Here is a 13,400-nt window from a genome sequence, read left to right on the forward strand (position 1 = left end):
ACCACACGAACAGCCGTGATACCACGGCGAACACCAACGCTCACCGCCCGCGGCAAAACCAAACCCCACCGATCCCCCGACACCACCGCACGGTCACCCCTTCACCAACGGCCACCACCAAACCCCAGCCCCCACGCCGCAAGGCGACAATCCCCAGCCGAAATCCCCACCACAACCCCCGCAACCCGAACCATCCCACACCGGGCCATCCCCGTGGCACGAAGCCGAACAGGGGCTGTGGACCGGATGTCAAGCCTGAAACCCCGAAGGGGCGGCCGCCAGGCCGGGCTTGGCATCCGGTCCACAGCCCCCAAAATCCACCAACCACGGGGCTGGCCCCCGCACGCCACAACCTCTAAAAGCCCCAACCACCCCGAAAGCGGAGAAGATCACCGCACCCCAACCCGCGCCTCCCGCTCCAGCACGAAGTCGCACCCGATCCGCCCAGCCCGAACCCCGACCCGATCCACGCCAGGCCGCATCCCAGGAGCCGAAGCAACAACGGTCACGTACTGCCGAGGCAGGTCGTGCACCTCGTACTCCCCGTCCCCACCGGTCACCAGGTGCGCCAACTGCACCCCACCGGCGTCGGTCACGGTAACGATGGCCCCGGCCACCGGCTCCCCGGAACCATCCCGAACCGTCCCGGCGAGCGTGTGGTGGTACCGCGGCACCGGCGCCTCGATGGCCGGGTCGACAACTACCCCGCTGTCGTCCTCGTGCTCATAGGTCCCCGCGGTGGTGACCACCTCAGGATCAGAAGCCTGCTTCCGCCTGGCCCGAACCTGGTTGAACACCACCAACGCCACCCCGAACGCACACCAGGCGCACAACCCCAAAACCGCGGGCAGCGCCCCGGCCCCGTTGAAGTAGAGGATCCCGCGCATCGAGTCCACGGCCTGCCCCAGCGGCAGGAACCGGTGCAGCGACTGGAAGAACGGCGGCACCAGCTCCTTCGGGATGGCACCGCTGCTGGACGGCATGCTCAGCAGCACGAACACCCCCATCGCCACCCCGGGGATGAACTGCTTGACGAACGGCACCAACCCGAACGTCGTCCAGGCCACCGCCTGCGTGAGCAGGAACCCGATCAGGATCAGCACCGGCTCGGCGTGGATGACCTCCATGGACAGCGCGGCGAAGTAGCAGACGACCGAGCCGAACGCGCCCACCCCGACCAGCGCGAGCAGCTTCTGCCGGGTGCTCAGCGCGGCCCGCAGCAGCATCATCACGGTGATGTAGGGCGGGATGTTCAGGGCGAGCAGGCAGTAGAACAGCCCGGTGCCCATCACGTCGCCGGGCGCGGACGGCGCCAGGTCGGTCAGCACCAGGTGGTGCCCGGTGGCCGAGGCGACCGGGGTGAACAGCTGCTGCAGCACCATCAGCAGCGCAGAGCCGTTCGCCTTGGCGTAGAACAGCTCACCGCGCACCGGGTCGTACGCGGCGACGGCGTCGCGCTGCGTGATCGCATCCCGCGCCCCCTGCACGTCGGGCACGGCCGCGACGTCGACCCCGCCGGGCATCTTCTGCTCGAAGGCCGCGCCGAGCTGCTGCGCGGCCTGCTCCCCGACCACCGCGACCGGCATGTCGTGCGGCGCCGGGGCGTGGAACGGCAGCAGGTAGCAGACCATGAACCCGACGATGAAGAACATCGGGAACCACAGCGCCGATGCCAGGGTGCGCACCAGCGAGCTCGGTTGTGCCTCGGTCAAGGGAACTCCTCGCGAGCAGGTCGGGGCGCAACGCCGCACTCGGTTCGAATCGCCCGGCGCGATCGGCGCCGCGGGCGAGAACCACCCCGTTTGACGGTTAGCGAGACTAACGTATTTCTGCAGTCCGTGCAAAAATGCAGGTGTGCAACATCGGTTCGTCGCAGATGCCCGGAATCGGCACCGGGCCGCGCGGCACGACGGGAACGGACGATCCGGATGACCGAGGCCACGGCCGAGGAGACCTGCGGGCTGCGCGAGCGCAAGAAGCGCGCCACCCGGCAGGCGCTGCAGGGCGCCGCCATCGGCCTGTTCCTGGAGCGCGGTGTCGAAGCGGTCACCGTGGAGGACATCTGCGCCCGCGCCCAGGTGTCCCCGCGCACCTTCTTCAACTACTTCACCGCCAAGGAAGAAGTGCTGGTCCCCTGGACCTCGGACATCGTGGCGCGCACCGCCCGGCACGTCCTGGACCAGCCCGCCGAGCACCCGCCGCTGCGGGTGGCGCACACCGTGCTCGCGGCCGCGATCGACTCCGCCATGGCCGCCCCGACCTGGCGCGACCAGGCACAGGTGCTGCGCGAGCACCCCGAGCTGATGCCCCGCGTCGTGGTCGCCTCGCGCGCGCTGGAGGCCGCGCTGGCCGACGGGCTGGCCCAGCGGCTCGACCGGGACCGCGAGGACCTCTACGTCGGACTGCTGGCGAGCACCGCCATCACGGCGATGCGCACCGCGATCCAGGCCTGGCACCGGGCGGACCCGGACCTCGCCCCGCACGAGTTCCTGGACCGCGCGTTCGACCTGCTCGGCCGCGGGTTGCCGTCCGACTGACCCGGCCTCGCCCAGCGAAAGGATCGCGATGTCCGACCTCGTCAAGTTGCCCACCGACCCCGTCGAAGCCCGCCGCCGCATCGCCGCGCGGCTGGACCGGTTCCCGGCCACCGCCATCCCGCTGCGGGACCGCCGACCAGCAGCGGTGGCGGTCGCGCTGGCCAGCGAGAACGGCCAGCTCGGCGTCTGGATCACCCGGCGGGCCGCGACGCTGCGCGCGCACGCGGGCCAGTTCGCGCTGCCCGGCGGCCGGGTGGACCCGGGCGAGGACGCGCCGGAGGCCGCGCTGCGCGAGCTGCACGAGGAGCTCGGGGTGTCCGCGGACCAGTGCGACGTGCTCGGTCGGCTGGACGACTACGCGACCCGCTCGGGGTACGTGATCACGCCGGTGGTGGTGTGGATCGGCGAGGCGCCGCAGCTGGCGCCCAACCCCGCTGAGGTGGCCGGGGTCGACCTGGTGCCGCTGGCCGACCTGGACGTGGAGCCGCGGTTCGTGCGGATCGCCGAGTCCGATCGCCCGGTGATCCAGCTCCCGCTGCTGGACACCCTCATCCACGCGCCGACGGCGGCCGTGCTGCACCAGTTCCGCGAGGTCGCGCTGCACGACCGGCACACCGCGGTGGCGGACCTGGAGCAACCGGTTTTCGCCTGGCGCTGACCGCGCGGGCGTAGCCTGGACCTGGAGGGAATTCCGGGAGCTTTCTGATGCGGCGCGAGTTGCTGCGCGCGTTGTCCGCAGCGCTGTTCGTGCTCGCGGTGCTCGGCGGAGTTGCGTGCAGCCCGTCCCAGCCACCGCGCGCCGGGGCTCCCTCGCCGCCAGCAGGCGGTGCACCGGCAGCCGCGCTCGCGCCGGTGCTCGCGGTCAAGATCGACAACGTGCCGGACGCCCGGCCACCAGTGGGCATCGGTGCGGCGAACCTGATCTACGTCGAGCCGGTCGAAGGCGGCTACAGCCGCCTGCTGGCGATCTTCGCCGGACAGCTTCCACCGCTGGTCGGGCCGGTGCGCAGCGCGCGGGAGACCGACGCCGAGCTGCTCCCCCAGTTCGGCCACCCCACGCTGGCCTACTCGGGCGCGGCACCCGAGCTGCTGCCCGTGATCGACGCCGCACCGCTGACCGATGCCTCCGACTCCAACCAGCCCGCCGCCTACTCCCGCGACGAAGCGCGCCCGGTGCCGCACAACCTGTTCCTCGATCCGGCCAAGCTTCCTCCCGGCGCGGACTGGCCCGCGCAGAACCGCCCGGTCACCGGACCTGCTCCCGCCGGTGGGAGGCCGACCGACCACTACGAGGTCAGCTTCCCGGCCGCCACCGCGGCGTTCTACTGGTCCCCGCAGGACCAGCGGTGGCAGGTGTCGATGGACGGCCAGCCCTACGCGGCGGTCGACACCGGTCGCCTCGGCGCGCCGACCGTGGTGATCCAGCGGGTGCAGGTGCGGGAATCGGCGATCCGCGACGCGGCGGGCAACCCGTCACCGATCGCCGAGACCGTCGGCAGCGGCCCGGTCGTGGTGCTGCGGGACGGGCGCGCCTTCGACGGCACCTGGTCCCGCCCGGCCCGGGACGCCGCGACCACCTACACCGGCCTGTCGGGCGAGCCGCTGCCGGTCGCGTCCGGCCAGGTCTGGATCGTGCTCACGCCATGAAGCTGTTCCTGTGCGGCGATGTGATGCCCGGTCGCGGCGTGGACCAGATCCTGCCGCACCCCGGTGATCCCGCCCTGCACGAGCCCTACCTGCAGGACGCGCGCAGCTACGTGGCGGCCGCCGAGGAGCGCAACGGGCCGATCCGCTGCCCGGTCGGGTTCGCCTGGCCCTGGGGCAGCGCGCTGCGGGCCATCGAGGAGGCCGCGCCGGACGTGCGGGTGATCAACCTCGAGTCCAGCATCACCCGCGACGGCTGCTTCGCCGCGGACAAGGGTTTGCACTACCGGATGAACCCGGACAACGTGGACTGCTTGCGCGCGGGCCGCCCGGACGTGTGCAGCCTGGCCAACAACCACGTCCTGGACTTCGGCCGCCAGGGCCTGGCCGACACGCTCGACGCGCTGTCCCGGGCCGGGCTGCGCTGGGTGGGCGCCGGGCGCGACGCCGCCGAAGCGCACCGCCCGGTGCTGGTCGGCACACCGCGAGGCCGGGTGGCGGTGTTCGGCTGCGGGGCCGCTTCCAGCGGGATCCCGGGCGGCTGGGCGGCGACCTCGCGACGGCCTGGCGTCCACTTCCTGCCGGACCTCTCCGACCGGCGGGCGGCCGAGCTCACCGCCGAGATCCGCGAGCGGACCAGGCCCGGCGACGTCGTGGTCGTCTCGCTGCACTGGGGAAGCAACTGGCAGTACCAGGTGACCGCGGAGCAGATCCGCTTCGCGCACCGCCTGATCGACGGCGGCGTGCACGTGGTGCACGGCCACTCCTCGCACCACCCGCGGCCGATCGAGGTCTACCGCGGGCGCCTGGTCCTCTACGGCTGCGGCGACTTCATCGACGACTACGAGGGGATCCCCGGCTACGAGAGCTACCGGGACGACCTCCGCCTGCTGTTCTTCGCCACCCTCACCCCGGCCGGCGAACTGGCCGAGCTGCGCATGCTGCCGATGCAGGCCCGCCGGATGCGCCTGCACCCGGCCTCGACCGCCGACGCCGAGTGGCTCCGCGACACCCTGACCCGGATCAGCGCCGACTTCGGCACCGAGATCTCCCTGTCCGACGGGACGCTGCACGCCCACCACCGCTGAGTCCGAAGTGGACCGGCCCGGGTCCGGGGTAGAACGGGGACATGCGAGCGATCGTCCTCTCCACCACCGCCGAAGGCCCCACCTGGCTGGAACGGCACGACCTCGAACCCCCGGAACCGGAGGACGCCGAGATCGTCGTCGAAGTCCGCGCCGCCGCGCTGAACCACGCCGACCTCGACGAACTCGCCGGCACCTACGCCTCGGCGCAACGCCGGGCGGACCGCCCGCACGTCGTCGGCTCGGACCTCGCGGGAGTCGTCACCTCGGTCGGCAGCGCGGTGTCCGGAGTGCGGCCCGGCGACCACGTGATGGCGATGGTCGACGGAGCCTTCGCCGACCGGGTCGCGTTCGACCACCGGATCGCGCTGCCCGTGCCGGACGCCCTGAACTGGCCCGAAGCCGCGGCCCTGCCATCGGCGCTGATGACCGAGCACGACGCCCTGCTGAACCAGGGACAGCTCGCCCCCGGCCAGAGCGTGCTGATCACGGCGGCAACCTCCGGGGTCGGCCTGATCGCGCTGGACATCGCGCAGTGGGCGGGAGCGGCCCAGGTCTTCGCGACGACCACGAGCCCGCAGAAGGAACTCCTGCTCACCGCCCGCGGCGCGCGAGCCGTCAACACCCGCAGCACCGACCTGGCCGAGACGGTGCTGGCCGCCACCGGCGGCCGGGGCGTCGACCTGGTCGTCGACCACGTCGGCGGCGCCCTCCTGGACGCCTGCATCGCGGCCACCCGCATCGGCGGCACCGTCGTGCAGGTGGGCCGGGCGAGCGGTCCGGTCTCGACGATCGACGTGGACCGCCTGGCCTACCGCCGCGTCCACCTGATCGGCACCACCTTCCGCACCCGCGGCGCGGACGACCGGGCCCGCATCGCGCAGGCGATCCGCACCCACCTGCTCCCAGCGGTCGCGGACGGCCGAGTCCGCCCGCATGTCCACGAGGTCATCGCGCTGGCCCAAGCCGCCAGGGCCCGCGCGGAACTGGCAACCCCCACCTCAGCAGGCAAGATCGTCCTCGACTTCCGCTGACCGGCTGATCCGGAGGAGTACCGAGGTCACCAGAAGTAACGGCTGGACGGCTCATCGAGTGATCTTGTTCCGCACCCGCCACGCGAGGTCTGCCAGGCGTTAGACACAACACCGTGAACGGGGCAAACGACTACCGCGCAGGACGCGGTTTCCGATCCCTCATTCCCACCCGGTCCTGGTCGACCATGGTCCAGCAGGGCATCCGAGCAAGACATCAGGCCGGTGACCGGCTGCTGCACCAAGGCACCCCGGGAGGCTGGGTGCTGTTGTGCCTGTCCGGACGGTTGAAGGTGGTCTACGCCGAGCCCGACGGTCGTGAACTGATGCTCGCGGTCCGCGGGCCCGGCGACGTGATCGGCGAATTCTCCAGCCGCGACGGACTGCCCAGATCGGCCACGGTGCAAGCGATCGAGCCGGGTATCACGTCCAAGCTCGGCGACCGCCGCTTCACCGAACTCGTCGAGACCCTGGGGCTGAAGTCGCAGCTAGACGGCTACATCATGGGCAAGCTGCGGGCCAGCGCCGCACACGCTTGGCAGCTCGCCCACCACACCACCGCGACCAGGTTGGCGGACCTGATCACCGCGTTGATCGACGTGGCCGGACCCGACCACCCAGCTCCCACGACCATCGCCATGCCGCAGGAGGAGCTGGCAGCCGCGCTCGGGCTCGCGAGATCGGCGATCACCCCGGTGCTCGCCAGGTGGAAGTCCGCCGGGCTGATCCGGATCTCGCGCGGCAAGCTCCACGTCACCGACCCCGAGGCGCTGCTGCAACTCCGGAGCACCGATGTGTCCAGTTCTGGACAGAACCCGCCGCGGCAACCGGGCAACCTCCTTCCCGTCCTGCGAACCCGACTGCGGAGGTGAACCGGTGGACGACCAGTCCCGGGAGATCAATCGCCCCATCGGCGAGTACATCGGCATCCTGGCCGTGGACGTGCACGGCTTCAGCAAGCACAACAATGTGCAGCAGCAGACCATCGTGGAGGTCTTGGCAGACGTCCTGCAGCAGGCCACCATCCGCACCGGCCTGCGGAGCGACTGGGATGACCGCTTCCGAGCACATCGTGGTGACGGCTACCTCATGAGCGTTCCCCAGGACCTGGTCGCCGTCGTCGTCGACAGGTTCTTCGACGCCCTGCAGGCCGAGCTGCGCCGCCGGGCCCCGCAGCTCCGCACCAACGACATCACGCTCAGGCTGCGGGCGAGTTTGCACCTGGGCCCCGTCCGAGCGTTCGACGCGCTGCTGACCGACTCCCCCAGCGGCAGGATCATGGTCGATGTCGGCCGCATGGTCGACGCGAAGTCCGTCAAAGCGCTCCTCGACCACTCGGACCCGGCCGTGACCCACGTGGCGGTGGTGATCTCGAGCTCGGTGATGGACGAGGTCGTGGCTGCCGGTCACACCGCCCGACAGCGCACCGAGTTCGTGCAGGCCCCGCTGGAGGTCGACGCCAAGGAGTACTCGGGGGTCGGATACCTGCGCGTACCGGCCCCGTCGGGCGAACTGCTCCGCTCGGGATTGCTCTCCGGCCAGCCCGAGCCGGAACCGGATGGTGGAGTCGCACCGAGCAGCGGTGTCCAGAACAACTTGCACGGGTACGCGCGGAACGTCATCCAGACCGGTGCGATGGGGGACTTCACGGACCAATCGGCGCGGAGCAACGGCGGCATCGCGGTGAGCGGCAGCAACAACACCACCGCAGGCCGGGACATCGACCGGTCCCAGAACAAGCAGGAGTTCTCCGGCCGCTTCCACACGCGGGGCGACTCCAACTTCAGCCCGTCCAGCGGTCGACGTGTCGGCTCCGGAAACACCGCGGAGGAGCAGTGAGCGCGGTGAACTACGACGTCGACGACCTCGGCATGCTCGACCCGCCCAACCGGACAGCGTCTGAACCGACGCCGCTCGTCGAGGCACCAGCGCTCCAACCCGAGGCGGACGAAGCGGTCCACCAGCCCACCGCCTCGGTGGTGGGCAGCGGCAACGTCACCGCGCAGCGGGACGTCGACCAGTCCGTCAACCTGAACATCCTCAGCAACGAGCTTGCTGAAGTCGTGCTCGCCACTGCCCGTGCCCAGCAGCGAATCGGGCGCGGCTTGCAGGACGACGAAGCCCTCGAGCGCCTGTCCGCGAGCTACGAACCACCGCCGGGCCTGCTCGGTGAGGAGCCCGAAACCGCGTTCCGCATTCTGCGCGACCGGCGAGTGCTGATGATCACCGCGAAGGAACGCGAAGGCGGACAGTTCGCCGCCGCGCTGCGGTTGGGCCACGAGCTGCAGAAGGAGCACACCGGCCTGGTGGTCCGCGAGGAGCTGTTCGAGCAGAAGCTCGGCTTGCAGGCCAAGACGCTGCTGGTCGAGCACGAACCCGCCGTGGTCCTGGTCGACCTCCGGTGGGCCGGTGAAGAGGATTTCGAGAACGTTCGCCGCGGGCTGGTGGAGTTCACCAAGCAGCTGGAGGTGCCCTACCGGAGCTACCTCGTCCTGATCGTTCCGCAGGAGCAGGCGCGCAAGTTCGATGGTGTGCTCCCCAACCGGATGCACTGGCTGCAGAATCCCCCGTCCACCGAGGTCTTCGCCAAGCACGCTGTCGTGCCGAACCCGAAGGACCTGGTCCGAGGGGATGTCGAGAAGGCCTTGGACTCCCTGTGGCCACCGCGGGTCAAGGAAATCGCCGAAGAGGTGTCCGACCGCCATGCTCGTGGCGAAGATCCCGAACAGGCGCTCCTAGCCGCTCTCCACGAGCGCTCGCAGGCGCACACCCCGGAGTGGCGGAAGAAGATCAGCCGGCACCAGGCGGAGGGGCACACCGAGTGGGTCGCGCTGCTCCTGGCGGCCAGCCTCCTGGAGGAGGCGTCCGCCCAGCACATCGTCGCAGCGTCCAAGGAGCTCTTGGCGTGCAGCGGCATCAAACCCGCCGAGGTCAACCCGTTGCTGAGCCCCAGCCCGCACACCAAGTTGTTGCAGCTGGAGGACGATTTCGATGCCGGAACGCGCAAGTTCCGGCCGCGCGGATCCGGCCAGCAAGTGCTGCAGCACGTGTGGCGGGAGCATCACGACCTCCGGAAGACACTCCTGGGGTGGATCGGCGTTCTCCCCCGGAAGATCCGCGACTTGGCGCAAGAGGAGTTGGAGCAGGTAGCGGACCGCGTCGCCGAGCTCGCCGCCCAAGACGGTCCGCGCATCGCGATCCTGCTCGCCGATTCGTGGGCGAAGACCGACGACGGGAAGCCGGACGACTACCGCCGGTCGATCGCCGTTCGGCTGTTGACCACGACCGCCACCGACCTGTCGTTGGGCAAGCCCGTCCGGCAGAAGCTCTGGGAGTGGTCGCAGGACCCCAGCGCCGACCGCCAGCTGCTAACCGCGGAGGTCTGCGCCGGGATCGGCCAAGCGTTCCCACGCGTCGCCCTGACCCGCCTCAAGCACCTGGCCAACTCGGAGCACGACCTGGTGCGCGCAGCGGTCCGAAGAGCTGTCGAGCAGATCGGGGCCGAGCTCGGTGCGTCGACGTTCCTGCGCTACCTGGCGGAGTGGTTCGAGAACGCCACCCCGGGCCGGATGCTGATCCTGGCGGAGACCGTCGCGACCGTGCTCAGCGACCGGGCGCTGGACGTCGACGCCGATGCCGCGGCGTCGTTCTGGCAACAGGCCCTGACGACCATGCCGCCCGAGAACCTGCGTCCGGTGGTCGAGAGCTGGCTGGTCGCCACGGCCAAAGCCCCGCCCGAGCAGCGCGACGTCCTGGTCGAGCCGCTGGTCGCGGCCGCTGAGCACGACTCGCGCCGCATCGCGCAGCTGCAGTCCGCCAGCCGGTTCGGTCGGACGTACTTGGACCTCAGCTCGCTGGAGGCGGACCTGTCCGACGCCGTGCACCACCTGTGGACCCGGTTGGACGAAGTCGATCCGGTCCGGTTGTGACGCAGCGAGAGGAGGTAGGCGCACATGCACCACCGTCGGCTGGCGCGGGCGTTCCGCGAGCAGCTTGCCGCCGACCCCCACCGCGGCGCAGTCGGCCGACCGCACGTGGTCGCCTTGCGCAGCGCCGACCCGGCACTCCGGTTCGAGGCCAAGCTGTTCGTGGAGTGCCAGTGGTCGGGCGCCGGGGCTGCACCACCAGCTGCTCGGGAGATCGCCGCGGAGGGCATCATCCGCCGAGCCGAGAAGGTCAGCCAGGACCGCACGCTGACCGAGTGCTCGCGGCTGCACGGCGAGCTGGCCATCGCGCTGCTCCGTTGGGAACTTGTGGAGGACACCAAGGTCCGTGCGCGAGCGCACTGCGCGTCAGTGACTGCCGATCCGGAACTCGCTTCAGCGGTGGCGACGCGGGAGGAGGCAGCGCGCCGCCAGGTCCTGCTCTCCTGGCAGCACGAGCAGCGGGAGCACGACGCGACGCGTCTGCGCTCGTTGATCGTTGACCCGCTCCGGGCCACTGCGTGGTGGTTCGCCGACAACCAGGACAAGATCGAAGAGCTGTCCGAGGTCGCCAAGGTGTTCCTGGACCTGCGGGCCGCCCTTGGTCCTGCCCGCGAGGAGGACACCGCTGGCCGTGTTCTGGACGAATTCCTGGACGGCGTCGACAGCGCCGAAGGGCTCCGGCTGCAGCTGTACCTGCAGCGGGTGTTCGGCGAGCGCGGCCGCAGCGACCTCGTCGAGCGCATTGACCCGGTTCTCCGGGACGCCGCCGGGGAGCCTGGTCCGAGCTGAGTCCGTGCCGGGCTGCGAGCTGCTCTCGCAGCCCGGCACGAGAGGGCGGGCGGGCGCGGCGAACCCGCAGTTCGGGGGTTTTCTCGGCTAAGGTGATCTTTCTCAGCGCCGTGGGAGGGGATGCGGACCGATGCCCAAGTTCAGCTGGCACACCTGCCCCGTGCCCGAGGGCCTGCCGGTGCGGCAGGTGTACGGGTTCCTGTTCGTCCCCGACGGCCGGGTGCTGCTCCGGGTGGACGGCAGCAAGCACACCCTGCCCGGCGGGCGTCCCGAGCCCGGCGAGGTCGAGTACCGCGACATCCTGCGGCGGGAGTCGATGGAGGAGGTCACCGTCGACATCGACGAGCCGCACTACCTGGGCTACCAGTGCGTGGACGACGGGATCGCGCCGTACGCGCAGGTGCGGATGGCCGCCGTGATCAGCCTGGTGCACCCGCCCGCGCCGGATCCGGACAGCGGCCGCACCTACCGGCGGCTGCTGGTGCACCCCGGCAAGGTCGGCGACCTGCTCGCCTGGGGCGAGACCGGCTACCTGCAGGCCACCGCGGCCGCCGAAGCCGCCGTCGCCGTCTTCCACCTCCCGTCCGACGGCCTGCCCGAAACCGGCGACCTCTGACCTGACACCCCCCCGAACCGCGGCGGGACGCCCGCTCGCGGCGCTTCTGCCTGCCCTCATGACGCGGGAAATCCGCAGCCGCGTCCTTGACCTGAATCGAACCGCGCGCATATCGTTCGCAGAAAGCACAGGTGTTCACTATGCGCACAAGCGAGGAGTGGTCGGGGTGGCACGCATCCTGCAGCTCGACGAGGCGATCGCGGAGCTCGTCCACGACGGCGACGCGATCGCCCTGGAGGGCTTCACCCACCTGATCCCGGTCGCCGCCGGGCACGAGATCATCCGGCAGGGCCGCAAGGACCTCACCCTGATCCGGATGACCCCGGACATCGTCTACGACCAGCTCATCGGTGCCGGGTGCGCGCGCAAGCTGGTCTTCTCGTGGGGCGGCAACCCCGGCGTCGGCTCGCTGCACCGGTTCCGCGACGCCATCCAGAACTCCTGGCCGGTCCCGCTGGAGATCGAGGAGCACAGCCACGCAGGCATGGCCAACCGCTACGCCGCGGGCGCCTCCGGGCTGCCGTTCGCGGTGCTGCGCGGCTACCGCGGCACCGACCTGCCCGCGCAGACCGACACCATCAAGCCGATCGAGTGCCCCTTCACCGGCGAGCAGCTGACCGCCGTGCCCGCGCTCAACCCGGACGTCGGCATCATCCACGCCCAGCAGGCCGACCGGGCAGGCAACGTGCAGATGTGGGGCATCACCGGGGTGCAGAAGGAGACCGTGCTGGCCTCGAAGCGCTCGCTGGTCACCGTCGAGGAGATCGTCGACGAGCTGACCCCGCGCCCCGGCGCGGTGGTGCTGCCGCAGTGGGTCGTCACCGCCGTCTCCGAGGTCCCGGGTGGCGCGCACCCGTCGTACGCGCAGGGTTATTACGAGCGCGACAACGCCTACTACCAGCAGTGGGACCCGATCGGCCGGGACCGGGAGAAGTTCGCGAACTGGCTGGAGACCGAGGTCCAGCGGGAGAGGAGCGCGCGATGACCGCCGAGTACACCGCGGACGAGATGATGACCGTCGGCGCGGCCCGGTCGCTGCGCGACGGCGCGGCCTGCTTCGTCGGCATCGGCCTGCCCAGCACCGCGGCCAACCTGGCGCGGCGCACGCACGCCCCGGACCTGGTGCTGATCTACGAGTCCGGCACGCTGGGCGCCAAACCGGACCGGCTGCCGCTGTCCATCGGCGACGGCGTGCTGGCCGACACCGCCGACTCGGTGATCAGCGTGCCGGAGATCTTCAACTACTGGCTGCAGCCCGGCCGCATCGACATCGGCTTCCTCGGCGGCGCGCAGGTCGACCGGTTCGGCAACATCAACACCACCGTCATCGGCGGCGACTACGCCAACCCGAAGGTGCGGCTGCCCGGGGCCGGTGGCGCCCCGGAGATCGCCGCGTCCTGCCGGGAGGTGCTGATCGTGATGCGGATGAGCCCGCGCAGCTTCGTCGACCGGCTCGACTTCGTCACCTCCGTCGGCTACGGCACCGGCAAGGGCGACCGGGAGGCGCTCGGGTTGCGCGGCCGGGGCCCGGTCAAGGTGATCACCGACCTGGGCGTGCTGGAACCCGACCCGGACACCTGCGAGCTCACCCTCACCCAGCTCAGCCCGGGCGCGACCGTCGAGCAGGCCAGGGCCGCCGTCGGGTGGCCGCTGAAGGTCGCCGACTCGCCGACCGAGCTGGCGCCGCCGACCGAGACCGAGCTCGCGGTGCTGCGCGAGCTGAAGGCCACCGTCGCATGACCGGCACCGCCCGCCCAGAACTCGAGGAGCTG

General features: G+C 70.9%; 13 protein-coding genes. 12 read left to right on the forward strand and 1 reads right to left on the reverse strand.

Annotation, left to right across the window (positions count from 1 at the left end; genetic code table 11):
- Positions 1-389 precede the first annotated feature (389 nt).
- On the reverse strand, positions 390-1,712 hold the full coding sequence (locus F1721_RS13010) for a carboxypeptidase regulatory-like domain-containing protein (RefSeq protein WP_211840449.1): 1,323 nt from the start codon (positions 1,710-1,712) through the stop codon (positions 390-392).
- Between the two features lie 216 nt (positions 1,713-1,928).
- Here F1721_RS13010 and F1721_RS13015 point away from each other — a divergent pair, with 216 nt between their 5' ends.
- The 12 genes from F1721_RS13015 (at position 1,929) to F1721_RS13070 (ending at position 13,368) form a co-directional block, all read left to right on the forward strand.
- Positions 1,929-2,537 carry a TetR/AcrR family transcriptional regulator gene (locus F1721_RS13015; RefSeq protein ID WP_150066881.1) on the forward strand — a complete coding sequence of 203 codons (609 nt, stop codon included), beginning with the start codon at positions 1,929-1,931 and terminating at the stop codon, positions 2,535-2,537.
- Positions 2,538-2,565: 28 nt separating this feature from the next.
- A complete protein-coding gene (locus F1721_RS13020; protein ID WP_150066882.1) occupies positions 2,566-3,195 on the forward strand; it encodes an NUDIX hydrolase in 630 nt (209 codons plus the stop codon).
- A 47-nt stretch (positions 3,196-3,242) separates the two neighbouring features.
- The gene (locus F1721_RS13025; RefSeq protein ID WP_150066883.1) at positions 3,243-4,184 is read left to right on the forward strand and encodes a DUF3048 domain-containing protein; all 942 of its coding nucleotides are present in this window, start codon (positions 3,243-3,245) and stop codon (positions 4,182-4,184) included.
- Positions 4,181-5,269 carry a CapA family protein gene (locus tag F1721_RS13030; protein ID WP_150066884.1) on the forward strand — a complete coding sequence of 363 codons (1,089 nt, stop codon included), beginning with the start codon at positions 4,181-4,183 and terminating at the stop codon, positions 5,267-5,269. Before F1721_RS13025 ends, F1721_RS13030 begins: the two co-directional genes overlap by 4 nt.
- Before the next feature lie 41 nt (positions 5,270-5,310).
- A complete protein-coding gene (locus F1721_RS13035) occupies positions 5,311-6,300 on the forward strand; it encodes a quinone oxidoreductase family protein (RefSeq protein WP_150066885.1) in 990 nt (329 codons plus the stop codon).
- A gap of 185 nt (positions 6,301-6,485) precedes the next feature.
- Positions 6,486-7,169: a Crp/Fnr family transcriptional regulator gene (locus F1721_RS13040; protein WP_150066886.1), complete on the forward strand. Its 684-nt coding sequence runs from the start codon at positions 6,486-6,488 to the stop codon at positions 7,167-7,169.
- A 4-nt stretch (positions 7,170-7,173) separates the two neighbouring features.
- Complete coding sequence (locus F1721_RS13045) at positions 7,174-8,136, forward strand: hypothetical protein (RefSeq protein ID WP_246154757.1); 963 nt, start codon at positions 7,174-7,176, stop codon at positions 8,134-8,136.
- A complete protein-coding gene (locus F1721_RS13050; protein ID WP_150066887.1) occupies positions 8,133-10,226 on the forward strand; it encodes a hypothetical protein in 2,094 nt (697 codons plus the stop codon). Before F1721_RS13045 ends, F1721_RS13050 begins: the two co-directional genes overlap by 4 nt.
- 24 nt (positions 10,227-10,250) lie before the next feature.
- Positions 10,251-11,012 carry a hypothetical protein gene (locus F1721_RS13055; RefSeq protein ID WP_150066888.1) on the forward strand — a complete coding sequence of 254 codons (762 nt, stop codon included), beginning with the start codon at positions 10,251-10,253 and terminating at the stop codon, positions 11,010-11,012.
- 130 nt (positions 11,013-11,142) lie between these two features.
- Entirely contained in the window at positions 11,143-11,628 is a 486-nt protein-coding gene (locus F1721_RS13060) for an NUDIX domain-containing protein (protein WP_150066889.1), read from the forward strand.
- Positions 11,629-11,794: 166 nt separating this feature from the next.
- Positions 11,795-12,613, forward strand: a complete 819-nt coding sequence (locus tag F1721_RS13065; protein WP_150066890.1) for a CoA transferase subunit A — start codon at positions 11,795-11,797, stop codon at positions 12,611-12,613.
- A complete protein-coding gene (locus F1721_RS13070; RefSeq protein ID WP_150066891.1) occupies positions 12,610-13,368 on the forward strand; it encodes a CoA-transferase subunit beta in 759 nt (252 codons plus the stop codon). Before F1721_RS13065 ends, F1721_RS13070 begins: the two co-directional genes overlap by 4 nt.
- Positions 13,369-13,400 lie beyond the last annotated feature (32 nt).

It is taken from the genome of Saccharopolyspora hirsuta (genome assembly GCF_008630535.1).
GTDB classification, from domain to species: domain Bacteria; phylum Actinomycetota; class Actinomycetes; order Mycobacteriales; family Pseudonocardiaceae; genus Saccharopolyspora; species Saccharopolyspora hirsuta.

What these genes read in the sequence shown, in the direction of transcription:
- F1721_RS13015 (WP_150066881.1), top strand. Translation starts at nt 1,929, where the DNA reads ATGACCGAGGCCACGGCCGAGGAGACCTGCGGGCTGCGCGAGCGCAAG.
- F1721_RS13020 (WP_150066882.1), top strand. Translation starts at nt 2,566, where the DNA reads ATGTCCGACCTCGTCAAGTTGCCCACCGACCCCGTCGAAGCCCGCCGC.
- F1721_RS13025 (WP_150066883.1), top strand. Translation starts at nt 3,243, where the DNA reads ATGCGGCGCGAGTTGCTGCGCGCGTTGTCCGCAGCGCTGTTCGTGCTC.
- F1721_RS13030 (WP_150066884.1), top strand. Translation starts at nt 4,181, where the DNA reads ATGAAGCTGTTCCTGTGCGGCGATGTGATGCCCGGTCGCGGCGTGGAC.
- F1721_RS13035 (WP_150066885.1), top strand. Translation starts at nt 5,311, where the DNA reads ATGCGAGCGATCGTCCTCTCCACCACCGCCGAAGGCCCCACCTGGCTG.
- F1721_RS13040 (WP_150066886.1), top strand. Translation starts at nt 6,486, where the DNA reads ATGGTCCAGCAGGGCATCCGAGCAAGACATCAGGCCGGTGACCGGCTG.
- F1721_RS13055 (WP_150066888.1), top strand. Translation starts at nt 10,251, where the DNA reads ATGCACCACCGTCGGCTGGCGCGGGCGTTCCGCGAGCAGCTTGCCGCC.
- F1721_RS13060 (WP_150066889.1), top strand. Translation starts at nt 11,143, where the DNA reads ATGCCCAAGTTCAGCTGGCACACCTGCCCCGTGCCCGAGGGCCTGCCG.
- F1721_RS13070 (WP_150066891.1), top strand. Translation starts at nt 12,610, where the DNA reads ATGACCGCCGAGTACACCGCGGACGAGATGATGACCGTCGGCGCGGCC.